Raw genomic sequence first — 25,531 nt, 5'->3', positions numbered from 1 at the left:
CTATTTTACGTCAATATGTATATTTAATTTTAATGTGAGTTTATTTAAGTTATTTATTTTAATTGGTTTAAATAATCATTTATGTAAATATATTGACATAAATTAATGATTAAATTAATCTGCTTCTGACTGATGGAAAGTAGAAAGATTACACGGACTTTTGAATTTCGCTCAGGGAATATGAGTGATATCGCGATTGAGAATAAGGAAAAGCGATTTTACAACTCATAAATTTAGAAGAATTAAAATGATCAAGGAGTTGACGCATGAAGAATGTAGATATGCAAGAAATTGCAAGTGAAGCAAAGTTTAATCGCTTCCATGCAAAGGTGTTGATCTGGTGTTTGGTGATTATTATTTTAGATGGATATGACATTGCTGTTTCTGGCGCAGCCTTACCTCCAATCATGGAACAAATGGGCGTAAGTGCTTCAACTGCTGGATTTATGATGAGTTCTGCATTATTTGGAATGATGTTCGGTGCAATGCTTTTTGGTAGTTTGGCCGATAAAATTGGTCGCCGTTTAAGCATTGTAATATGTGTTTTTTTATTTAGTATTTTTACTGCAGTCGCTGGTTTAGCTAAAGATCCTATTACTTTTAGTATTATTCGTTTTATTGCTGGTTTAGGGATTGGTGGTGTAATGCCGAATGTTGTTGCACAAATGACGGAGTATTCCCCGAAGAAAATACGTAATCTAATGACTTCACTAATGTTTTCAGGTTATGCAGTCGGTGGTATTTTAGCCGCAGTTTTAGGTAAGCAGTTTATTGTAGAGTTTGGCTGGCAAGTTGTTTTTTATGCTGCAGCCATTCCTGTTGTATTAATCCCTTTTATATGGAAATCAATGCCAGAGTCACTCAGTTATTTAACTAAAAACAATAAAGAAGGTGAATTGAAAAAACTTGTAGTACAAATTGCACCGCATTTCCAAATCGATAGTGACACAAAATTTGTGAATGAAAACAACATCAACAGTACTAAGCCCTCTATGGGACTATTATTTAGTGATGGGCGAGCATTGAGTACGCTCATGTTTTGGGTGGCATTCTTTACATGTTTATTTATGGTTTACGCTTTAAGTACATGGTTAACCAAGCTAATGGCAATGTCTGGTTATTCCCTTGGCTCAGCCCTTACTTTTGTTATTGCTTTGAATATGGGGGCAATTATTGGGGCGGTTGGTGGCGGGTGGTTGGCAGACCGTTTTCATATTAAATGGGTTTTAGTCATCATGTATGGTTTGGGGAGTATTTTCCTGTATTTCATGACCTTGCCAATGTCGTTAAATATGCTGTATTTCACTATTGCTACTGTAGGGGCGTGCTCAACGGGTGCACAAATTGTTGCTTATTCTTATTGTGGACAATTTTATCCGAGCGCTATTCGTTCAACAGGAATTGGTATGGCCTCTGGCGTGGGGCGATTAGGGGCGATTGGAGCACCATTATTAATTGGTTTGATCGTGTCCTTAAATTTGCCTATTCAACAAAATTTTATGGTGATTGCTTTGGCAGGATTGATTGGTGCAGTTGCTTTGTCACTCATTAATCATCAACGTTCAAGTTTGTCTTAGATCAGAAATGGATATTGAATTGCTAGAAAAATTAAGGAAAGGTATTCATATTTTTATTACTACAAAATATGAGGTTTTTACCAGTTTCGTCCTTTAATTGGAACCAATAATGGGATTGGTTCTAGCAGTATTCTCATTGATTGACTCATTGTACAAAAGTAGAAATATTTAGCATGTTAATACCACTGGCGAAATTTTTGGTTCATTTTGTTTAACTAAACCTGATTCAGGTTCTGATACTGCACCTTTAAAAACAGTGCAATTAAAGCGGGTAATGATTATATTTTAAATGCAAGCAAGTGCTTTATTACCAATGTGTTGCTTGCGATGACGTTTACCTTGATGGTGCGGATCAATTCCGAAATCAACACTATCAATGATATTTAGGTATTCGAGTTGAAGTTGATACTTCTGGTTTAGTTTTAGGTAAAATTGATAAAAAATGAGCCCAAAAAAGGCTCATTTTTAAATCATTTAAATGAAGATATAACCAATTTTTTAATTGCTGCTCAATATTTCAGGGTTCAATTTTAATACTTTTTAGACCATCATTGAGTTTATTTAAAAGGTGGATCAACGTGATGACATCATCAAAGGCAATTTTGTCTAAAGCCTGTCCATAAAAATTAAAAAAATTATCTTGTAATTTATCCCACGCTTTCAAACCGTCAGAAGTAAGTGCTACAGTTTTCGCACGTCTGTCATTTTCATTGATGATACGTTCCACTAAGCCATTGCGTTCTAATCGTTTTAAAACGGCATCTAAATTCTGACGGCTCACGCCAAGATATTCAGTCAAATCTGAAAAAGACATCCCTGATTTTACATGTGGTCGAGATAAAGCACCAAGCACAGCCCAATGCACAGGTGAAATACCGAGTTCATTTGAGCACTGTCGGTCTAAGCTATTACCAACCTGAAACAGTCTGAAAAAGAGTCTATTGTGGGCTGAATATAAGGATTGATCATAATTTTTGGGTACAGAATTACTCATTATAAAGACCAACCTGAAGAGAAACGCGAGTAAATAATAAAGAGTATACCTTATGGGTATTGATCATAACACTAATTCCTTTTCCCTGTAATGCTCAAAAGTTTATACGGTTTTCTTATAATTGATTTAAAAATCAATTGTTTATATTTTTTTAAATCAATCTTTATGACTTCTTTCAATCCGTTCTGCATGTTTGAAATATCTCTCATTAAAGCATTTAAAAAATAAATTTAAAATGCCCTGCGATCAAGCGTTTTACATCAACGCACTTAAGATTGAATTGAAGAAAAGTCGAGTCAGATTGCTATAGGCGAATGATATAAAGCGTTAAAGACACGCATTCAGTAAAATTTAATTTTCCCCTAATGAAGTTCACCATTTAAAGTAAAAGATAAGAGTAGTCGTTATTTTATGTCAATGTATTTGATTTTTGTTTATTTTAATAATTTGATAATTATAAATAAAATATTTTTTTAAATTTAAATTATGTAAATATATTGACATAAAAAGATTATAATTCTATTGTGTTTTAAATAGTCGCTAAATTAAAAAATAGCCATCCAAATTAGATACGAATAGATGTAGGGATAGGTAAATGAAAGGATTAAAAAATAAAGTAGTCATTGTTACGGGTGGTGCAGGTGGAATTGGTTCTGCAACATGTCGACGTCTTGCAGAAGAAGGCGCTAAAGTTGCGATCTTTGATATGAATATTGAAGCTGCAGAAAAATTGGCAGCTGAGATTAATAACCGAAATGGTCAAGCTTTGGCTGTCCAATGTGATATTACCCATAGCGATAAAATTGAACAGGCCGTACAGAGAATAGAGGTCGCGTTTGGACCTGTAGATGGTTTAGTCAATAACGCTGGCTGGGATATTTTTAAACCTTTTATCAAAAGTAATCCGCAAGAATGGAACAAACTGATCCAGATCAATCTAATCGGAATGCTAAATATGCACTTTGCCATATTAAAAGGCATGGTAGAACGCAATGCTGGAAGTATTGTCAATATCGCATCTGATGCAGCACGCGTCGGTTCCTCTGGTGAAGCTGTATATGCCGCATGTAAAGGTGGAATGGTTTCATTTTCTAAAACACTGGCACGTGAACATTCTCGTAACAACATAAAAATTAATGTGATTTGCCCAGGGCCTACCGATACCGCTTTACTTGCTGATGTGACTGACGGTGCTTTAAATCCAGAAAAACTACGTGCAGCCTTTATACGTGCAATTCCACTTGGCCGTTTGGGACAGCCAGAGGATTTGGCATCTTCAATTGCATTTTTCTTAAGTGATGATGCCAGTTTTATTACTGGGCAAGTATTAAGTGTCTCTGGTGGTTTAACCATGACGGGTTAAAGACCAGTCAGCAATAAGCATAAAGAATGATTAAAGCTAAACAGATAAAAGTGAACAGGACGTGAGCAAAATGAATTTCGAAGATATTTTATATGAAGTCAAAAATGGTGTGGCATGGATTACGATCAACCGCCCAGAAAAAATGAATGCTTTTCGTGGTCAAACTTGCGATGAAATGATTCGTGCTTTGAATAAGGCGGGTTATGACCGTGATATTGGCGCCATTGTATTAGCTGGAGCTGGTGAAAAAGCTTTTTGTACTGGAGGGGATCAGTCTGCTCATCATGGAAATTATGATGGTCGCGGGACCATTGGTTTACCGGTGGAAGAGTTGCATAGTGCGATCCGCGATGTACCTAAACCCGTTATTGCACGTGTTCAGGGCTATGCGATTGGTGGGGGAAATGTATTGGCTACTATTTGTGACCTCACGATTTGTTCCGATAAAGCAATTTTTGGTCAGGTTGGTCCTAAAATGGGCTCTGTTGACCCAGGATATGGAACCACTTTCCTTGCGCGAGTGGTCGGGGAGAAGAAAGCTCGTGAAATCTGGTATATGTGCCGCCGTTATACCGGTCAAGAAGCTGTTGATATTGGTTTAGCAAATAAATGTGTATCGGCTGAGCAGTTGGATGCTGAAGTGCAAGCATGGGGAGAAGAGCTTTGTGAACGCAGCCCAACAGCATTAGCTATTGCCAAACGTAGCTTTAATATGGATACCGCACATCAGGCAGGTATTGCTGGGATGGGCATGTACGCACTGAAATTGTATTACGACACAGAAGAATCTCATGAAGGCGTAAATGCGCTTAAAGAAAAACGGAAACCTGAATTCCGTAAGTACTATAAGTAAGGAGCTAGGCTATGAGTAAAAATCCTTATATCAACGAAGAGTTAGAATTCTTAGCTGAAACTGCTGAAAAGTTTGCACAAAAATTTATTGCACCCAGCTATTTAGAGCATGATCAGCGTCGAAGCTTTGATCGTGACTTGGTAAAAAAAATGGGTGAAATGGGATTTATAGCGCCAGAGTTACCTGAGCAATATGGCGGTCAAGGGATGGGGCGTCTAGCTGCAGGGATTATTCATGAAGCTATTGCTAAAGCAGATTTGAGTTTTTCATATATTAATTTATTGGCTTCTTTAAATGGTCAGATTTTAGCTGAATATGGACAACCTGAAGTGGTTGGCCCTTGGCTGAAAAAATTAACTGCTGGAGAGGCAATTTTTTCTATTGGTTTAACTGAACCGCGTGGTGGTTCCGATGCCGCCAATTTACGCTTAAAAATTGAATGCGATGGTGATATGTATGTTTTAAATGGAGAAAAAACCTCTATTTCTGCAGCTGATCAAGCCGATGCTTCAGTGGTGTTTGGGCGTACAGGGAGTGTTGAATCTGGAGCACATGGTGTAACTGCGCTGTTCGTTCCAATGGATTTGTCTGGTATTACGACAACACGTTTTGATTGTCATGGACAGCGTGCGATTGGTCGAGGGTCAATATTTTTCGATAACGTGCGTGTGCCAGTCAATCACCGTCTCGGCGATGAAAACAAGGGATTTGTACAAGTTATGCAAGGCTTTGATTTTTCAAGAGCTTTGATCGGTTTGCAAGTTTTAGCAGTCGCCCGCGTATCTCTAGAGGAAGCGTGGGAATATGCTGCTCAGCGTGAAGCTTTTGGTAAACCACTGACTGCGTTCCAAGGCGTATCTCAGCCACTGGCTGATTATGAGACACAAATTGAAGCAGCACGCTTATTGTGTTTACAAACATTGTGGTTGAAAGACAACCACCTTCCGCATACTTCTGAAGCTGCGATGTGCAAATGGTGGGGGCCTAAATTGGCTTATGATGTTGTGCATCAATGTTTGTTGACCTTTGGTCATGCAGGCTATGACCGTGGAGTAATGGAACAACGGTTACGTGATGTTTTAGGTTTCCAAATTGGTGACGGAACAGCACAAATTATGAAAACAATTATTGCTCGACATAAAGTAGGTCGTAAAGCAGTCCCTGTCTAATGTGAATGTATCACGACCATTCGTAATGAATATTTTAAATTTCTCAAGCATTTAATTGAGTAATCAGGAGGGTTTGCATCAGTCATTGGATGAATGACATCTATTGGGATTCAACAGAAAGAAAATAGGACAATAATTTGGAGTTATAAAATGGATTTCGATGCGGTTCTTTTATCCCCACGTCGGGAAAAAATGTTGCAACAAGGCTATTGGTTAAATAAAACCATTCTTCACTCATTGAATGAAGCGGTATATCAATACCCTGATCAGGTTGCATTGGTTAGTTATAAAACTGAAGATAAAACTGAAAAAAGTTTTACCTATCAAGAAATGCTACATACAGTCAATAAAATTTCATTAGGTTTAAAACGATTAGGGATTCAAAAACAAGATGTGGTGTCTTGCCAATTGCCCAATTGGTGGGAGTTCACTTTATTGTACATTGCTTGTCGCTCTATAGGCGCTGTTTTGAATCCGCTAATGCCCATTTTTAGAGAGCGAGAGCTTTCATTTATATTGAAGCATACTGAAAGTAAGATCCTCATTGTACCTAAAGTTTTTCGTAAGTTTGACCATGAAAAACTCGCCTATCAATTACACAAAAATATTGAAAGTCTAGAACACGTGGTCGTCATTGGTGGAGATGGAGAGAATAGTTTTGAAGCGTTGTTATTAAATCACGGACTGGAGAATGACTCAGCAAGTGTAAATACACTCGATGATGCTTCGATCACTGCTGACGATATTGCTCAACTTATATTTACGTCTGGTACTACAGGAGAACCTAAAGGCGTAATGCATACCGAGAATACCTTGTTTTTCATCATCATAGAGTATGCTAAGCGGTTGCATCTCAACAAAGACGATGTGATTTTAATGGGGTCCCCAATGGCACATCAAACGGGCTTTATGTATGGTTTGATTATGCCTCTACTCATAAAAGCAAAAGTCGTATTACAGGATGTTTGGGATGTAAACACTGCAATTGATTTGATTCATAAGCATGAAGTTACATTTACCATGGCTTCTACGCCATTTTTAAATGATTTATCTGAAGCCGTATTAGACACTCAGCAATCTTTAGACAGTCTGAAGATATTTCTATGCGCGGGTGCGCCTATTCCAAGCACGCTGGTGCAAAAAGCACGTAAAAATATGGGTGTTAAAGTAATTTCAGCTTGGGGAATGACTGAGTGTGGAGCTGTAACAACGACTTGCCCCGAAGATGATGACGAACGTTCATTTAATACGGATGGAATTCCACTTCCTGGTGTGGAGGTTAAGATTGTGGATGATCAGGGCGAGGTATTACCACCACATCAATCAGGTACGCTTATGATTCGTAGTTGTTCGAATTTTGGTGGGTATCTAAAACGGCCACATTTAAATGAAACCGATGAAAATGATTGGTTCGATACAGGTGATATCGCATATCTGGATGAACAAGGCTATATCCGTATTGCAGGACGTAAAAAAGATGTGATTATTCGAGGTGGTGAAAAAATTCCTGTTGCCGAAATTGAATCATTGATCTATTTACATCCCGATATTGCTATGGTCGCCTTAGTGCCTTATCCAGATGAAAGAATGGGCGAAAAAGCCTGTGCAATTGTGAAGTTAAAAGAAGGTGCTGCTCAAATTGAGCTAAAGGATCTGGTTGACTTCTTGAAAAAACATAATCTAGCCAACCAATATTTGCCAGAGCGTTTGGAGGTATGGGATGACATACCAATGACACCTTCAGGCAAAATTCAAAAATTTAAACTTCGTGATTTATTGCAACAAAGCACAAAAGCATAAAAAGCGTTAGGTTTAAATGTTAATAAAAATATTCTTAGGATAAGTAGGTTTCTGAATACTTATGAATAGAAATACTGATTAGAAAAGATGATTTCAAAACAAGAATATTGAAAGTTTTTATTTTAAATGGAGTTTAAAAATGAAAATGGATGCAAAAATTTTAGTGAAGGTTTCACTCACTTTATCGATTTTAATGATGGCAATTCCAAGCTATGCAGAAATGACTTTAGAACAACAAGTTAAGCATCTGCAACAACAAGTGCAGGAATTACAAGCGCTCATGCAACAGCAAAAACAGACCAGTGAAAAAATTTCTGCCGAGCTGCCAAAACTAAAAGAAAATATATCAGAAAAATCAGTTGTTAAAGCTGATCAGAGGCAACTGATGACAAAAGCAGGGGCTGAGTTTGAATTGTATGGAAATGTCCGTGCGGATGCGACCTATCAGTTCAAAGGACCAAGTACCATGTATAACTATATTAATAGTGTGCCTTTAGAAGGGAGTGTAAATGAAGTAAATAATTCGAATAAATTTCAAAGTACCTTAAATGCTACGCGATTAGGTCTTAATTTTAAGACGCCAAAAATTGGTGATCATCATGTTGGTGGTAAAATCGAATTGGATTTTTTTGGAGGAGCAGGCCGAGATGCTTTCCGTATTCGTCAAGCATATTTAACTTATGATCGATGGTTAATTGGACAAACTTGGTCAAACTTTAATGCCGTTGAGTATTTTCCTGAAACGGTGGATGCTGCTTTATCTGTGGGCGGATCTTTAACGCGGATTCCGCAAGTAAAATACAGTTATCCCATGAATAAAAATATGAATCTTGCATTTAGTTTAGAAGATCCTAAAGCTGAAACTGTAACAACTCCGGGAAATCAACAATTTACCACCGATGCTCAGGCGAAGTTAAAACTGCCTTCAGCAGTAGCTCGTTTGAACTATAAGTTCGATAATGGTTCTGCCTTTTCAGGGCGGGCCTTTTTAACCCAAAAAGCCACAGGTCATGAAAATAATGATGATTTCTTGGCATGGGGCGTGGCACTGGGTGGAAAATATCAATTGGCAGAGAATACGCTGATTCGGTTTGATTATAACCACATCAAAGGTGATACCAAGAATATTCTTTGGTCAAATTATGCCTATGTGTTTGATACCCATGGCAATATGAAACCAAATGAATTTGATACACTCAGTTTGGGATTAACCAAGCACATTACTCCTAAAATACGTTCTACTTTAGGGCTGGGGTATATGCGAGCCAATGATAATAGTAGTTTTGCTAATTTAGTGCGTAATGATTTAACTCAAAATAAAGCGTTAAAAGAAGGTTGGATCAATTTATTTTATAATCCGATTAAACCTATTAATTTAGGGGTGGAATATATGTATGGTGAACGTAAAACCTTTGCAGATCAGAAAGGTATTGATAACCGCCTAAACTTTACAGCGATTTATGATTTTTAGAGAAGGCATCATACAATTTATGTGTTAAAACTTCTTCATTTTACATACGTTTAAAGTGAAGAAGCTCATTATATTGGGCTGCTTTCATAAGTCCTTTTTTCAACTATACATCAACATAAAAGCCCCTCATCCTAGCCTTCTCCCGCAGGGCATTGGTATCTACACATCTTTTTGTAGAGACTCTAATGCAATTTCAGCAATCAGCTTAAGGTCATCAACCGAATGTTCAGATAATAATTGTAGTGTATTCAGTAATATTGACAGACCAGCCAAAATTGCAGGAGCACTTTCCCTTGTTCCTCTTTTTTGTTGTCTTCCTGATAGACGTGTTAGAAAGACTCTAACTCTTGAATTTTTCTCATCATTTTCTCGCTGTATTCGCCAAGTTAACACACATGCCATACTTGCAATTAAGAGTCGTCTTAATATCGCTTGCGGAGTTGTTTGTAGCCATGACTCAATGTCATGGCCCGCCTGTTTTAACAACTTAAAATAGTTTTCTATTTTCCAACGCCAGTAATACCAAGTTGCCAATTCTATACTTGGAATTTCTGATGATACATTACTTAATAAGCTCCAACGAGAAAGTGATTTTCCTTGCTTATTTTTAACTTCAACTACAATCAGTCGAACGGTTAATGACTTTCCCTTTTGTGGTGGAACTCTTTTTCCCGTTTCGTCTTTCTGCATTGGTCTTGCATTACGTGTAATACTGATTTGAGTTTCACCAACATAGAGTTGTTCGCAATTCCCTTTATATTGAATTGTATGGGTTTGTGTAGTTGGTATTTGGTCTGACACTTCCCTTAACTTAACATCTTCTCCTTGATATTCAACACGATTTCCTTCTTTACCTCGAATAAGAAATAAATGTTCTTGTTGATTCAATAATCTAAGATGAGCAATTGAATCTCCTTCACGATCAATAATATGTACGAGTTTCTTTTCTATTGGTAAAGACTCAATATGTTCGATTTGTTCACATAGTGCATTTAAGTGGGTTTCTTTTATTTTATGCCCATCAGTAAATGTTGAATAACGTCCAGTAGCATCACATAAAGTTTGATCTAATGGTGCAATGGGTAAACCCGTTTCAGCATCAATTAATAAACTGCTTTGTAATTCATAGCCTTTGTCACTTGCATGTGTTCTTTTGAATCTATTTAACTTGTTGTTATGTTTGAAATATTGTAGTTGAGACCAATCATGAGCAACTAAGGCATAGTGGTGATTCGATAGAGCGATTTGTTCAAGCGCAAGTTTCTGAAGAGGCTGATTGAGTTGTTGAAATGAAACGTTTTCGTTATTTAAGAAACGCCAAACTGCTTGGGTTGTAGCAAAGCTAGTCTTTTGGGTAGAGGCAATATCTTTAAGCGCTGGGGCTAATGAAGCAAGTGGATTCATATTAAGTTTTACAAGACTTCCGTAGCGTTTAACTAATCGGTTATCTAAGTGTGGAATGTTAAATTGGAGAGCATGCTCTCCAATTTAACTTAAATAGATTTAATTGTGTAGATACCTATGCCCGCAGGGAGAAGGAACTTTCAAGACCCATATGACTCACTCCACATGATCATTTTTCATGTATGAAAGAAATATCGTCTCAAACATTAAGAAAATTATGGATGACTTTTAAAAAATCTCTGCCTCACAATCCATTTATTCATGTTACTCATCCCTAAACATGAATTTAGTTCACTTTTTTGTGAAATTATATCATTTTTATTCATGTACGGATTGCGGTATAAATTACACCAAGCGCTTCACGATAGACAAGATTATCGTTGATTCTGAATTGAGCGACTAAGTACAAGTCAGAAAATACGGGAAATACTATTGACTGGATAGATCCAAAGATAAATTGGATGGTTCAGAAAGAGCATGAAAAAAATTCAGGTTTATTTCAGAAATTAGGGTATCAGATCATCATGAGTAAAGATTTTACATTTACGATTAAGAGCATTAGTTTCGACGAAAACTATCATCCCTCTAATAATACGCGTATCACAACCAACTTTGCCAATTTAGCAAGAGGTGAGAGTCGCCATGACAATCTGCGCAATACCCTAACGATGATTGACAATCGTTTTAATGCCTTAGCGCATTGGGATAATCCTGAAGCAGATCGTTATTCTGTTGAGCTAGAAATCATTTCAGTTGATATTGATATCGAAGGCAACGGTGAGACTTTCCCTACGATTGAAATATTGAAAACCAATATTGTTGATCACAAAAATAATCAACGTATTGAAGGTATTGTGGGCAACAATTTTTCTTCTTATGTGCGTGATTATGATTTTAGTGTATTGCTGTTAGAACATAATAAAAATAAAGATCAATTTAGCCTGCCAGAAAACTATGGTGAGCTTCATGGGAAGATTTTCAACGCATTTGTAAATTCAAATGCGTATAAAGAAAACTTTAAAAAGTCACCTGTGATTTGTCTTAGTGTTTCAAGTAGCAAGGTGTATCACCGTACTACAAATGTGCATCCAGTATTGGGTGTTGAATATCTGCAAGATGAATATTCATTAACAGATGAATACTTCGGAAAAATGGGTTTGCAGGTTCGTTATTTTATGCCGCCAAATAGTGTTGCGCCTTTGGCATTTTACTTCCGTGGTGATTTGTTGAGTGATTACACTAACCTTGAGTTGATCGGTACTATCAGCACTATGGAAACCTTCCAGAAGATTTACCGACCTGAGATTTACAATGCAAATTCTGTGGCAGGTAAATCCTACCAACCAAGTTTAAAGCATCAGGATTATTCACTTACTCGTATTGTGTATGACCGAGAAGAGCGTGGTCAGTTGGCGATTAAGCAAGGCAAATTTACTGAAGAGCAGTTCATCAAGCCATACAAACATATCCTTGAGCAGTGGTCTGCAAATTACGTTGCTTAATTTACCTAGATAGACAAGATTATTGATTATGAAAATATTATTACCGACTTCAACTGCTGGCAGCCTACCAAAACCTTCTTGGCTTGCCGAGCCTGAAAAACTTTGGTCACCTTGGAAATTACAAGATGAGCAATTAATTGAAGGCAAACAAGATGCTTTACGCTTGTCATTGCAAGAGCAACAACACGCTGGGATCGATATTGTCAGTGATGGTGAACAAACGCGCCAACACTTTGTCACCACGTTTATTGAACATCTCAATGGTGTTGATTTTGAGAAACGTGAGACTGTACGCATTCGTAATCGCTATGATGCAAGCGTACCAACTGTTGTCGGTGCTGTGTCTCGTCAAAAGCCTGTTTTTGTTGATGATGCCAAGTTTTTACGTCAACAAACCAATCAGCCGATTAAATGGGCGTTGCCTGGTCCAATGACCATGATTGATACGCTGTATGATGCGCATTATAAAAGTCGTGAAAAACTTGCTTGGGAATTTGCCAAAATCCTCAATGAAGAAGCCAAAGAGTTAGAAGCTGCGGGTGTGGATATTATTCAATTTGATGAACCTGCATTTAATGTGTTTTTTGATGAAGTCAACGACTGGGGTGTTGCGACTTTAGAAAGAGCACTTGAAGGACTTAAATGTGAAACTGCTGTGCATATTTGCTATGGCTACGGCATCAAAGCCAATACAGATTGGAAAAAGACTTTAGGTTCAGAATGGCGTCAATATGAAGAAGCGTTCCCTAAACTTCAACAATCTAAAATTGATATCGTGTCTTTAGAATGCCAAAACTCTCGTGTGCCAATGGATTTAATCGAATTGATCCGTGGTAAGAAAGTAATGGTTGGTGCTATTGATGTGGCAACCAATACCATTGAGACAGCAGAAGAAGTTGCCAACACATTACGAAAAGCACTTCAGTTTGTAGATGCAGATAAGCTTTATCCATCGACTAACTGTGGTATGGCTCCTTTATCTCGTGAAGTTGCAAGAGGCAAACTTAATGCCTTAAGTGCTGGCGCAGAAATCGTTCGTAAAGAACTTAGCCGCTAGTATTCAACGATATTGTGGTGTAAAAAGGGTGACCTGTTTGGGTGAATGGATATCCAAGACCCAACGGGAAACCCTAATCACAATTTAGAGAACATCAGTTCTACTGAGAAACTCATCCAGATGCAGTGCCTACATGACGGAATAGCAGGGTAATGCTAAATCTAAAAAAGTACGGTTCAATTTAGGAACAATGAAATGATTGAAGCAACAGACTTTAGAAATGCAATGTCTTTGTTGACCAGTGCAGTCAGTGTCATTACCACGACAGGTTTGTCTGGTCGTTACGGATTTACTGCGTCTGCCGTATGTAGTGTGACGGATTCACCTCCGACTTTATTGGTCTGTATGAATAAAGCGGCGAGTTCTCATGTGCATTTTGTTGAAAATAAAATTTTAACTGTAAATGTTTTAAGTGCACATCATCAGCATATTTCTAAAGCGTTTTCGTCTAAATTAAGCCCAGAAGAACGATTTAAACATGGCGTTTGGACAGAATTAGAAACTGGCGCACCGGTTTTAGATGATGCTTTGGTGAATTTTGATTGCGAGATTGAGCAAATTCAAGAAGTCGGAACACATACGATTTTTATTTGTCGTATTGTGGCAATTCAACAAAGTGAACATGATCAAAGCTTGGTTTATTTTAATCGTTCTTATCATCATGTTGGGCAGACTGAAGTTGCTTAAAGCCAGTTTGCTTTTGGGTTTACGCCTTATGCCAGAGCTAAAAATAATAAGGCGTTTTGATCGGTTGAGTTGATCAAATACGCTGGTTTAATATAATCATAATCAATTATTTAATTGATTGAAAAATAATAATAATTTTAATGTTTTGCACAAAATCTAACATTGACACCCGAAAAATCTCCGATTATTCTTTGCTGGCTGGCCTACATTGCCAGTCGGTTTTGACAGACCGTTGCCTAAGCGCATTGAAAAAACTTGTTTTTTTAATGTAGACTCGTTCGTCCCTCTTTTTTCTTTTTGAAATTTCCTTTTTCAAGTTTTTGATATTCTGATTTCAAGTAGTCCATTTTTACCAGACCGTATGTGATTGAAGTTAAATTCGAATAATTCAGATTGACAGCTTTTTGACTGGATTGTATATTTGTAAAAACTATTAATGATAATCATTCTCAATGAAAATTCCAGAATTAAAAAAAATATCTACTCTATTGTTAATCGGTAGCTTTGTTCATCAAAGTTTATATGCAGCCACTCCTGGCGGGCAGATGCCAACCATAAGAGTGAATGCACTAAAAGAGGGAGCGAATTATTATTTTACTGGGAGTGGCGCTGGAAATCCTGGTTATGATTGGCAGATAGACCCAGATGGTCTAGGGTATAATGAATACAGCGAAGACTATTTAATGTCACAGCTACAAAAGGATGGTACGACAACAACGCAGGTTGATGACCCTGCTGACAACACCTGTAAAACAACCTCGAACCCAATTTTGATTGCGAATGGGACTAAAGTTCAGGAAGAAACTGACTTTGTGAGCAGTGGTTATGAAATGCCACTGACATTCAGTCGAGTCTATCGTTCAATTAAAGTTGATGGGGCCAAATCAGGATGGACACATAGTTTTGATTACCGTTTGGTCAAAGATAAAAATGGCAAAAAGGCCCGTAGACTCCCTGATGGAACCGTCGAATCACTAGAAAAAGCCCAAGTCGTCATGGATAGTGGTCAATGGTCTGTCACGCTTCCTGATGGAAGCAAAGAATTTTATTGGCAAAATGGGGCACTGAGTGTCAAAACCAATGCACAAGGCGTCGGTTGGATTTTATATTATGCGGACCAATACAATCCTTCAGTTGTAAAAAAAATTGGGCATAGCAATGGGCAAACCATTCAGGTTGATATGGATAAAAACAGCCTGAATATCAAATCTGTCACAGATCCGAATGGAAATATCTACAAATACGGCTATGACAACACAGGACGATTAACGACCGTAAATTATCCTGATGGCACAACTCGAAATTATCACTATGGGGAGAATGGTGCTCAACCCTTGAGCTTGACAGGGATCTCAATCAATGGGAAACGCTATAGTAATTATCTTTACGATGCTGCAAATAAAGCTGTTCAGAGTGGGCGGATTGATGGTACCCAGACCGATAAAGTTGCCTATGGTGATACTTATTCTATTGTAACTAATGCGGCAGGTGCAGTGACTCGATATAACTATACCGACAGCAGTAAAACCAAGCTTGCCAGTATGGAACGTAGTGGTGTCAGTAATTGTCCAAATGCCAGTGCATCCACCACTTATGATGATGTTGGCTTGATTCGTTCAAAAACTGACTGGAATGGCGTTAAAACCGAATATAAACGTGATGCTGCTGGTCGAGTGATTGAGGAGGTTCGTGGGATTAAAGATGGTAGCTATAGTGCTGCACAAACCATTAAATCCAGTTGGAATAAAACAACTGGATTGATATTAAAAACTGAATACTTCACAGGTTTTGGGGCTGCTGCTGGATCGGCATGGAAAACAGAGAATTATGAGTATTATGAAGACAATAACCGTTTAAAAAGTTTCTCTGTATGTGACCAAAAGAGCTGTCGTAAAGAAGAATATGCTTATACCTTCAACGCTTCCACTTATAGGCCTCAGGGTAATGGTATACCAATAACTATAACGACTAGTCGTAATGGAAAGGTCAGTAATTATCGTTATGATACTGCAGGAAATTTAATAGAGTTTAAGAATGCGTTGGGGAAAACCACGACATATAGTAATTATGACGCTTTAGGCAATGTGGGTAAAATTACTTCAGCCAATGGGCAAGTTATTCAATACAGCTATGACAGTCGAGGAAGAATAATCAGCGAAGTTGTAGAAATTTCAATGGGCCGTTATACCCAAACACGTTATGAATACGGGCCTTTCGGCCGTACCAAAACCATCTATCCAAATGGGATGGTTGAAACAACGACTTATAACGATAATGGAACGATTGCCAGTATTAGTCATGGTACCGATGGCAATGTCATTAGCCAGCAGAACTACAGTTATTCCAATTTGGGTGTCCTACAACGAGTAGAGTATCGTGAAGGTAATACTGTTCGCTACGCTCGAGCAAATACCCAAAATCAGTTGGGTTGGACAACAGCAGACAAAGGCAATAATGGTCAGAACATTGCTCAGGAATATGATGGCAATGGCAATGTGATTAAACAAAGTAATGCACTGGGCCAGGTAAAAACCTTTAGCTATGATGCCATGGGGCGTTTAATTACAGAAGGTCAGCCAGATGGCTCAACTGTAAGATACACATGGGATTCCCTGAGTAACTTAACCTCAGTCACTGATCCAGCTGGTAATACAACCAGCTATACCTATAACGGTTTTGGGGAAGTTCTTACCCAGAAGAGCCCAGCCACCGGTCAAACCAGCTACACTTATGACAATGATGGGAATCTCATCAGCTTGACTCGTGCCGATGGCAGTGTTACCAATTATAGCTATGATGCCTTAAATCGAAAAACTCAGGCCAAGACAGAGGGGCAAGTTCAAGTCTGGCGTTATGATGACTGTACATTTGGTATCGGCCGTTTGTGTGCAACGTCAGATGGGGTAACAGGTAAAGGATATGGTTATACCAAATCAGGCCAACTCACCGTTCAAGTGACTAAAATTGATGGTACAGAATACAATTATTATTGGTTATACGATGATTATGACCGTGTGAGAGAAGAAGGCCATGAACTAACATTTGATACTGTGTATGTATATGACGAACTGAATCGAGTCAAGGAGGTAGCATTCAAATTCGATACAGATATTATCAAGACTGTGGTTAGTAATATTCTTTATGAACCCTATGGTGGAGTTAAAAGTTGGACCTATGGCAATGGTCTGACTGAAAAGCGCAGTTATGATCAGGATTATCGCTTGATTGGTATTCGGACTGGAAACCTACAAAACTATGGTTACAGCTACAACAGCAATGACTGGATCACGCAAGTCAAAGATGTTGTAGACGATAGCAAGAGCCTTAGTCATGAATATGATGCGATGGGCCGTTTACTTGGTTCTAGTACAAATGTACAAGCGCTAAAATGGGGCTACGATACGGGGTCGAACAGACTGAACCAGTCTGGTAATGCTGCAAGTTATGAAATTTCTGTTGGAAATCAGCTTAAATCAATGACCACTGCTGCGGGTATACAATCATATAGTTATGACACTCTCGGAAACTTAATTGCTCGTACAGGTCCGGTCGGGACAGCTAATTACAACTATGCTTATGATGGTTTTGGGCGTCTTAAAATAGTGAAATCAGGTGAAAGCGTTACCCGTTATGATTATGATGTGGATAACCTTCGCAGTCGTAAAGTCAATGGTTCAGCCCGCACAGATTATATTTATACGCCTGATGGTCGGTTAACAGCAGAGACATGGAAAGTTGGTAGCCTAGGCCGTTTATATATTTGGTTGGGTGGAGAACCTATCGCTCTGGTAACAGGAGGTGCTGTAAATTTCATACATAATGATCATTTGGGTCGGGCAGAATTAATTACTGCCCCAAATAAGTCGGTGGTGTGGAAGGCTTCTAACGGTAGTTTTGGGCGTACAGTGACGAATGAAACAGTAGGTGCTTTTAATCTTGGATTCCCAGGGCAATATTTTGATGTAGAAAGTGGACTGTGGTACAACTGGAATCGGTACTACGATCCACTTACGGGCAGATATACCCAAAGTGATCCGATTGGACTGGCTGGTGGTTTGAACACCTATGCTTATGTTGGAAATAATCCGGTTAATTTTATTGATCCAACAGGAAAGGTGGTACAAGTTGCAGGTGCTGGTGCTTTGTTGGCTGGTGCAGGAACAGCAATAGGTGTTGGTGTTGCTTGTTATGCCACTGATTGTGGAGCGATTATTCCTGTTGCATGGGAGGCAGGAAAGGATGCAAGTAAAAGTTCTTGGAATTCTATAACTAACTTAATGACGGCACATGGAAATCAAGCCGATACAGCAATTCAGGATGCCTACAATAGAGAGTGTAATAAATCAGATGATAGATGTGAGTGGTTGAAAAGAAACGCCCATAGATTCCCTAAACCGGCAGTAAAAGCTACTGAAAAAGCTTGGGGATGCCGTCACAGTAGAATTAGTAAGGATAAGAAAAAATGATAGTAGATAATGATACTATGTTAGCAATTTTTGCCAACAGATATTTAGATACTTTGACCACTCAGAACTTGATTGATTTAATTGACGATCCAAGTCCAGAAGTTAGAACATTAATTGCTAGAAAATTACAATGCAGAGGGACGAGTGAAGTATTTTATTTTGCTGAATTATGGAGTAAATCCGTACTTGATTATCAGAGGGAAATAGCAGCATTTATTTTAGGGCAACTAGGTTGCCTTTTTGATAAAGAGAAGAAGTATCCATTTAAATTAAAATCTAAACCTATACTAATGAATTTGATTGATGACAAATCTTATGAAGTTAGAGCTGCAGCAATTGCAGCAATTGGACACCTTTATGAAACATTAAGTGTTGATATTGAAAAAGCTATTATAAGTAAGGCTAATGATAAATATGAAGAGGTACGTATAGCCATTGCTATCACATTAGGAAATTCTTCTGGTGATCAAACAGTTAGAAATATCTATTCACAATATATTCAAGAAAATAGTGAAGTTAGTGAATGGGCTGAAGTTGGATTAGAAATTTTGGAAGAAAAATTGATAGACTCTGAAAAAAGTAAAGAATAATTATAGATTTTTAGATAGCCTTGATTGTGCTTAAATAGCAGGATAGCCATAAATAAATAACAAGCCATTTACTTATGTGATGGCTTGTTATCTAAGTAAGTTTCAATTGTCGTTTTCCAGTAGGGTACATCACGCAACACTTCCTCTGTCAATTCCGGTTTTATAGAATCAATAGTTTATACCCTTAGATGACATATGATGATAATCTAAAATGACTCAACAGCTGTCATTTTACATTTAAAACGACACAAAATGCGTCATTTTAAAGACACGATCATTATCATGCTGGCCCTAATATATTTCATAAAAATTATATTATATGCTTATTCATCTTTTTAGTGATCGGGGAGTTTAGTCTGTACCTTTGTCACTATCCGTGACGAGATAGGTGAAGGAGGGTTATAGAGTGTCTGACATATTTTACCTTCTGCTAAGCATTGTAAAGAATTTTCTTGACAACACCAGCCAGTAATTCTCCTGTCTAAGCAAAGCCCATGAGCTTGCGATCTGCAAAATCGAAAAGAACTGTCCGATAGCTTCTGTTTGCTACAAAAAATAGGTCTGTCTGTAGTCATGCTTTGGGTTTAAATATTTTTATTAACAAACTGATAGTTAACGTTTTTTGCTGTTAAGAAGAGTATATGATAGGGTTGATGTAGATGAGTGCGAGGATAAATAAATTATGCAGGAAGCTTCACATTATATAAATTCTATATTTGAATTATTAGAGCCTAATATCATCGGTTTCTATAATCAGTTTGAAATTATAACTATTTTTGGGATACCTAAATCGAATGGAACGTTTGAGCCTTTTAATATTTTGACTGTAGTTGTCGCTCAAGAAGAACAAACAGAAGAGCTTCAAAAACAAACTTTTTTAAATCCAAAGCCGTTAAAGATACAAGGCTTAAAAGGTTTTTCTTTTGGTATAACAAAATATTCATTAACCCTAGAAGAAACCATGGGGCTTTTGATGACCTTGGCTCAAGATAATGTATGGACTGCCTATCAGAAAAATTTATTATTCTCAAATAGTCTTAACTTAGTTCCTAGAATATTTGTCCCACCTGATGCTACAGAAGAAGTACCACTCAATAATATACTAAAAAATAATTTTTGGAGTGGTTCACATGTCTTTGAGTGGTTTGATACAACAAAAGATAATTTCAAAATTTTCTTCGATCGACCTGATTTATTGCAACAGTTATCTGAAGAAATTCAGAAATTTATACCAATTAAATTAGCAAGTGTATCAGACCGACTAGGTAATCTTATTGTTCAATTGCCAGTCACCATTGCTATCACGGACTTGCATCATACAAAACAAGGTAATGCATTAACTTTAAAAATAGCCTGGCATCCTAAATCATCTTCGGAAGGTAAAAATCTAGTTTTTAATTGCATTCGTTTAGATGATAGGACATGCCAAGATTTCTATTCTTGTCGAGTTGAGACTAACGAAGTAATTATTCCGATGATGCATGAGAGAGGTGTGCATCGATACTACTTATGGGATGATGATACAAAAATTCTAATAGCAGCTTCAGCAAAAAGCTCCTTTGTTCATGAGTTTTCAATGAATAGCGCAATGATTGAGCATGAACCTAGAGGTTTTTATATCAAAAAGAGCAGCACAGATAGAGAACTAATTCGTATCAATATTAGGACAAGCCGATCATTTAATATAAATGCTAATAAAGATGAATCAAAGATATCAAATCGTACATGGACGTCGCAGCGGTTATATGAGCACGAAAAAGTGGATTTGTTAAAGCAAAAGAAGTTGATTCAATACAATCGTAATCAGTCTGTTAAAGCATATGAGGATCTTAGGACACTTATTCAACGTCATGGACAAGAGTCAATTTATCTCTGGGATCCTTACTTATCACCTCAAGATATTTTGCGAACTTTATTTTATTGTTCACATTCTAATTCAAATTTGAAAGCTATTACAGGATTGGAGCTTCCACCAGATACTGATAGACAAGCAAAAATAGATGTAATGAGGAGTTATGGTCAGGAGTTAGAAGATAGTTGTGAAAATAAGTTTGGTCTAAAGTTAGAGTTCAGAGCCAAGTTCGATCAGTATGGTTGGTCGTTTCATGATCGATTTCTTATTTTTCCTAAAACTAGCATTGGACCTAGAGCTTGGTCATTAGGAACTTCAGTAAATAGCTTAGGTAAGGCACACCATATTTTTCAAGAGGTGTCTGATGGTCGCCTAATTGCTGATGCATTTGAACAGTTATGGATGGCTCTAGATCATCAGGAATGTCTAGTATGGAAATGTTAGAACAAAATAAATTATTTTTTAAAGCCTTGGTTACAAATGGTTTAGAAAATGTCCATGCTATTGAGCCTCATGTAGCTATAAAGGTCATTACGGCAACTTCAGAGGATATTCCATTTAAATACTCCAATAACGAACTCAGAGAAATCTACAAAGGTTTACTACAAGACTATCCACTTTTGGAAAATTTTCATGATAAAAAATATAGGGGATTAAATAATTCTCTTACCCAAGATGAACAAAGTACATTAAAAGGCATATTAAAATGGTTAATTCAAGAATTACAAAGTTGGGATGAAGCTAAATTTTCGACCACATTGCTATCATTGATTTTTATAATCTCTGACATACTATCTGAAAATTTATGGGAATTAATACCACCAGATTTAATAAATAATTCCCAATTAAATGAGTTTTTAGAGGGGAGATTTGATCGTTTTCATTATGATATTGTAATTCCTCAACAGCAGCATGTGCCAATTTGGGAAAAAGAAGCAGTACAACCATATATGACCGCAATAAAGGAACGAGATTGGTTACATCTGGCTAATAATTGGTATCTATGGGGACGCTCTCCTAAATTTAGCAGAGCCAATATTTTTCAATATCAGATATTTTTATATTTATTAAGTTATTCACAAGAAAATTTATTACTAGCTATTGAAAAATATGATGATTTTTTTGGTTTTATGTCAATTTGTAGAGAGCATGATTTTTCTTTACTGCAACGATTTACACTAGCATGTGACACCACAAATGAGCTTTTTAGATTTACTTTACTATTTGCTTTGGAACTCAACAACAGTCAATATAATAATTTAACAGATAAAGAAGCTGACTTTTTTGCACAGACTTTGCAAAAAATAAGTTGTAATCTTAATCAGCTTAGCCTTTGGTTAATCATATTCAATCGTTATTTAGTTAGATTTCAAATTCTAGCAGAAGGATTTGGAATTTATTTGGCTAAGTATGCTTCTGAAAGAGAGATTGATCTTTATTTAGAATCAATAAAGTTGGATGCTATAAACCTGCAATATGGCTATGACGATTCAAGAAGAATCTTAAACACGACATTTCAAAAATTTGCAACATTAGCTGATATTGATATCAGAAAACTTTTCTGGAGCAAGTGTTATAGGAGGTGGCTAAATTGGAATTTTGGGCAAGCAGAAGACCATTATCATTTATATTCAATAAATCTAAGCAATATAGATTATGCATTAGTAGGGTATTTTATTGAATGTCAAAATCAAAGTGATAGTGAAAAAATTATCCAAAATATTTTAGAAAACATTGATAGTATTTTCATAAAAAATTGGTATGCCTCACAGAGTGAGATAAAAACTGAATTTTACAACCTTTTGTCTAAATTACAAACTGTTAACCATGCAGTAGAAATTACCAAGGGTAAGCAAATATCTTGGATCATGCAATATGAGAGAGCGTACTATTCTACTCGTTTTCAAGCAGATGAGAGATATAGAATTGCTTTTGATTTAGATGGAAATTAGTCTTCATAGCAAATTAATGAATTGAAATTACATAGATAGCACTGGGAAAATCTTACTTAGAGGAAAGAAAATAGATGAACTGTAGAGGACAAGAACAAAGAAAGTGGATTGTAGTAAACTATTCTGTAAAACCTGTAGCCCATATACAATTATTAAAAGGACAAACAAAACATAGTGATGCTGGGCAAATAATCGAAAATAATTATTATATTTTCGAAGCAAAGAGTAAAAATAATGAAAAAATAGTTGAGACTATACAATGTGGAATAGGTGCTGCAAGAGATTTTCTATATTTATTAAACCATAGTGGTTTGCCAATTTTTAATCCGCTGCATGAGAAGAATGAATTTCCTCAAAATAATGGGCAGATTAATAAAAGTAAAATTGGAACTGAATCAAATATAAAATGGAACCTTAAAGCGAAACAATTATACAATGCTATCATGTGGATTATAATCATTATTGATGCTAAACCAAATACTCCAATTTACGATATTCGAGATAAAGTTTTTAAGTTTAAATATAAAGAGCCCTTTGAAAGTCAAATTAAATCAATAAATACAATTATTAAAAAATCATTTAAAAATCTAACTTTAACTGAGAAAATTAATGAATTAAAGGTTGGTAATGATATTAGAGAGGAAATGTGTAATTTTGATGCTTTAATAAGCAATATTTATGATTGTGATGGTCATTCAATTCAATTATTTTTTTAGTAAAATAAGTTATTAAAAAGTATGATTAAATATAAAATATTTAATAAATATATTTTGGATTAATAGTTTTGCGGAGAGGTGTGTCTTGAATATACATTATTAATTAATATTTTATTTAACTATGTCTTGGGAGGTTTATCTTAAAACAATACTAAATACCAAGTAACAACTAAAGAAAAACATTAGTGTCATTTCTTTAAATGGATTTACTTAGTTGGGTTGTTAATATCTCGTTTTTTAACTTTAAATTTTCTATGCTTAGTAATTATTTTGGAAAGATTAGGATTTCGTTAAGATAATTGTTTGATGAAAAACGTCCAAACATAACACTCATCAAAATTCCTTAATTGGGTTATAGTTCAACATAGAATTTTTTAAAATGTTTTAATTGTAAAAAAGCCCATCTATATAGATGGGCTTTTTTACAAGGAAATTTTATTTGTCGCTAAGGAAGACTTATATGTCGTCTTACGATATGTGACTTCTTACCAGCTCAACGCACCACCAGTTTGATAATCAGTTACACGCGTTTCAAAGAAGTTCTTCTCTTTACGCAAGTCCATCATTTCAGACATCCACTGGAATGGGTTATTTACACCAGCAAACTGTTCAGGTAAACCTAACTGTGCCAAACGACGGTTACAGATGAATTTTAAATATTCTTCCATCATCGCTGCGTTCATACCCAATACACCACGTGGCATTGTGTCACGCGCATATTCGATTTCAAGCATGGTACCTTCAAGAATCATCTGAATGATTTCTTCTTGGAATTCAGCAGTCCACAAGTTTGGATTTTCGATCTTGATTTGGTTAATCATGTCGATACCAAAGTTCAAGTGCATAGACTCATCACGTAAGATGTACTGGAATTGCTCAGCAACACCATTCATCTTGTTACGACGACCCATTGACAAGATCTGACTGAAACCACAGTAGAAGAAGATCCCTTCAAGTACGCAATAGAATGCGATCAAGTTACGCAGTAAGATTTGATCGTTTTCAGGTGTACCTGTTTGGAAGGTTGGATCACATAAAGACTGAGTATATTTCAAGCCCCACGCTGCTTTACGTGCAACTGACGGAACTTCACGGTACATGTTGAAGACTTCGCCTTCATCCATACCTAAAGATTCGATACAGTATTGGTAAGCATGCGTATGAATCGCTTCTTCAAATGCTTGACGTAAGATGTATTGACGGCATTCAGGGTTGGTGATGTGACGGTAAATCGCCAACACCAAGTTGTTTGCAACCAAAGAATCCGCAGTAGAGAAGAAACCTAATGAACGCATCACGATGGTACGCTCATCTTCGGTTAAGCCATTTTCAGACTTCCAAAGTGCGATATCGTGGTTCATGTTAACTTCTTGCGGCATCCAGTGGTTTGCACACCCGTCTAGATACTTTTGCCAAGCCCACTCGTATTTGAACGGTACAAGTTGGTTTAAGTCAGCGCGACAGTTGATCATGGCTTTATCATCAACTTGTACACGTTGCGCACCCATTTCAAGCTCTTCTAAGCCAGGTGCAACGTCTAACTTTTCTAAGGCGTGAGATGCTCTTGCCAACGAATCGGTTGGATTTGTTGATCTTGCTGTATAGGTTCCAGCGGATTGTGTAGTTGCCACATTCTGCGATGACTGCTTTGTATCAGATACCACTTGCGAATCAGTCGTTTTTTTCTGTTCGACGGGCGCAGGCTGGTGAGCTTGTGCAGCTTGTTTCTGTTCATCATCTTCAAAATCGTCCCAACTTAGGATAGACATCGTTGTTCTCTCTTCGTTGTTAATATCTATGTTCGACATCTCACAATGGAAGATGTCACTACTATACGCTTATTCTGTGCAAGCAAAATTAAGTTTTGCCGATAGTTGTTTTGTTCTTGTTCGAAAGAACAGATATCCACACTACTTATTTTGCTTACGCTTTTGCTGCTTACGGATCGCAAAGAATGCATAGACCGCAGGCACGTAAAAAACTAAAAAGGCTAAGATCAGCACGATTACGCCTAACTCATAGTTATGACTTAAATGGAACATTTCTTCGCCTTTTATAATTTCAGATTTTTTGAATCC

At 36.9% G+C, this 25,531-nt stretch carries 18 protein-coding genes; 14 read left to right on the top strand and 4 right to left on the bottom strand.

The window, feature by feature from the left end; genetic code table 11:
* The first annotated feature begins 266 nt into the window (after positions 1-266).
* Positions 267-1,577: an MFS transporter gene (locus tag ACQ7EO_RS17500; protein WP_434278187.1), complete on the top strand. Its 1,311-nt coding sequence runs from the start codon at positions 267-269 to the stop codon at positions 1,575-1,577.
* Between the two features lie 517 nt (positions 1,578-2,094).
* Here ACQ7EO_RS17500 and ACQ7EO_RS17495 read toward each other — a convergent pair.
* On the bottom strand, positions 2,095-2,571 hold the full coding sequence (locus ACQ7EO_RS17495; protein WP_239046391.1) for a MarR family winged helix-turn-helix transcriptional regulator: 477 nt from the start codon (positions 2,569-2,571) through the stop codon (positions 2,095-2,097).
* A gap of 595 nt (positions 2,572-3,166) precedes the next feature.
* On the opposite strand from ACQ7EO_RS17495, the gene ACQ7EO_RS17490 reads away from it, so the two are divergent.
* The 5 genes from ACQ7EO_RS17490 to ACQ7EO_RS17470 all read left to right on the top strand — a co-directional run bounded on the left by ACQ7EO_RS17490 (position 3,167) and on the right by ACQ7EO_RS17470 (position 9,227).
* On the top strand, positions 3,167-3,934 hold the full coding sequence (locus ACQ7EO_RS17490; RefSeq protein WP_434278186.1) for a glucose 1-dehydrogenase: 768 nt from the start codon (positions 3,167-3,169) through the stop codon (positions 3,932-3,934).
* Positions 3,935-4,004: 70 nt separating this feature from the next.
* A complete protein-coding gene (badI, locus tag ACQ7EO_RS17485; protein ID WP_434278185.1) occupies positions 4,005-4,787 on the top strand; it encodes a 2-ketocyclohexanecarboxyl-CoA hydrolase in 783 nt (260 codons plus the stop codon).
* 11 nt (positions 4,788-4,798) lie between these two features.
* A complete protein-coding gene (gene aliB, locus ACQ7EO_RS17480) occupies positions 4,799-5,956 on the top strand; it encodes a cyclohexanecarboxyl-CoA dehydrogenase (RefSeq protein WP_434278184.1) in 1,158 nt (385 codons plus the stop codon).
* A gap of 150 nt (positions 5,957-6,106) precedes the next feature.
* Positions 6,107-7,756: a cyclohexanecarboxylate-CoA ligase gene (gene aliA / locus ACQ7EO_RS17475; RefSeq protein ID WP_434278182.1), complete on the top strand. Its 1,650-nt coding sequence runs from the start codon at positions 6,107-6,109 to the stop codon at positions 7,754-7,756.
* 139 nt (positions 7,757-7,895) lie between these two features.
* Positions 7,896-9,227 (top strand): DcaP family trimeric outer membrane transporter, encoded by a 1,332-nt coding sequence (locus tag ACQ7EO_RS17470; protein ID WP_434278181.1) that lies wholly within the window; start codon positions 7,896-7,898, stop codon positions 9,225-9,227.
* Positions 9,228-9,386: 159 nt separating this feature from the next.
* Here ACQ7EO_RS17470 and ACQ7EO_RS17465 read toward each other — a convergent pair whose 3' ends face one another.
* Positions 9,387-10,631 (bottom strand): transposase, encoded by a 1,245-nt coding sequence (locus ACQ7EO_RS17465; RefSeq protein WP_262086299.1) that lies wholly within the window; start codon positions 10,629-10,631, stop codon positions 9,387-9,389.
* 524 nt (positions 10,632-11,155) lie between these two features.
* Here ACQ7EO_RS17465 and ACQ7EO_RS17460 point away from each other — a divergent pair.
* The 8 genes from ACQ7EO_RS17460 to ACQ7EO_RS17425 all read left to right on the top strand — a co-directional run bounded on the left by ACQ7EO_RS17460 (position 11,156) and on the right by ACQ7EO_RS17425 (position 23,453).
* Complete coding sequence (locus tag ACQ7EO_RS17460; protein ID WP_434278180.1) at positions 11,156-12,133, top strand: DUF1852 domain-containing protein; 978 nt, start codon at positions 11,156-11,158, stop codon at positions 12,131-12,133.
* Between the two features lie 28 nt (positions 12,134-12,161).
* Positions 12,162-13,190 (top strand): methionine synthase, encoded by a 1,029-nt coding sequence (locus ACQ7EO_RS17455; protein ID WP_004819267.1) that lies wholly within the window; start codon positions 12,162-12,164, stop codon positions 13,188-13,190.
* Between the two features lie 195 nt (positions 13,191-13,385).
* A complete protein-coding gene (locus ACQ7EO_RS17450; RefSeq protein WP_004722874.1) occupies positions 13,386-13,877 on the top strand; it encodes a flavin reductase in 492 nt (163 codons plus the stop codon).
* A gap of 452 nt (positions 13,878-14,329) precedes the next feature.
* Positions 14,330-18,343: an RHS repeat-associated core domain-containing protein gene (locus ACQ7EO_RS17445; RefSeq protein ID WP_434278178.1), complete on the top strand. Its 4,014-nt coding sequence runs from the start codon at positions 14,330-14,332 to the stop codon at positions 18,341-18,343.
* Entirely contained in the window at positions 18,340-18,933 is a 594-nt protein-coding gene (locus ACQ7EO_RS17440; protein WP_434278176.1) for a HEAT repeat domain-containing protein, read from the top strand. Before ACQ7EO_RS17445 ends, ACQ7EO_RS17440 begins: the two co-directional genes overlap by 4 nt.
* Positions 18,934-19,615: 682 nt before the next feature.
* On the top strand, positions 19,616-21,229 hold the full coding sequence (locus ACQ7EO_RS17435; RefSeq protein WP_434278175.1) for a VPA1262 family N-terminal domain-containing protein: 1,614 nt from the start codon (positions 19,616-19,618) through the stop codon (positions 21,227-21,229).
* Positions 21,217-22,737, top strand: a complete 1,521-nt coding sequence (locus ACQ7EO_RS17430; protein ID WP_434278174.1) for a hypothetical protein — start codon at positions 21,217-21,219, stop codon at positions 22,735-22,737. The genes ACQ7EO_RS17435 and ACQ7EO_RS17430 overlap by 13 nt, the downstream gene beginning before the upstream one ends.
* A 74-nt stretch (positions 22,738-22,811) precedes the next feature.
* The gene (locus tag ACQ7EO_RS17425) at positions 22,812-23,453 is read left to right on the top strand and encodes a hypothetical protein (protein WP_434278172.1); all 642 of its coding nucleotides are present in this window, start codon (positions 22,812-22,814) and stop codon (positions 23,451-23,453) included.
* A gap of 485 nt (positions 23,454-23,938) precedes the next feature.
* Here the strand turns inward: ACQ7EO_RS17425 and ACQ7EO_RS17420 are convergent, their stop codons facing one another.
* Both ACQ7EO_RS17420 and ACQ7EO_RS17415 read right to left on the bottom strand, forming a co-directional pair.
* On the bottom strand, positions 23,939-25,222 hold the full coding sequence (locus ACQ7EO_RS17420; protein WP_004722861.1) for a ribonucleotide-diphosphate reductase subunit beta: 1,284 nt from the start codon (positions 25,220-25,222) through the stop codon (positions 23,939-23,941).
* A gap of 141 nt (positions 25,223-25,363) precedes the next feature.
* Positions 25,364-25,495: a preprotein translocase subunit YajC gene (locus ACQ7EO_RS17415; RefSeq protein ID WP_004722859.1), complete on the bottom strand. Its 132-nt coding sequence runs from the start codon at positions 25,493-25,495 to the stop codon at positions 25,364-25,366.
* Between the last annotated feature and the right edge of the window lie 36 nt (positions 25,496-25,531).

Origin of the sequence: Acinetobacter sp. CE-15, assembly GCF_051059255.1 — a bacterium.
Taxonomy (GTDB): domain Bacteria; phylum Pseudomonadota; class Gammaproteobacteria; order Pseudomonadales; family Moraxellaceae; genus Acinetobacter; species Acinetobacter guillouiae.
The sequence above is the reverse complement of the archived record's forward strand: the minus strand, read 5'-3'. Positions and strand labels throughout refer to the sequence as shown.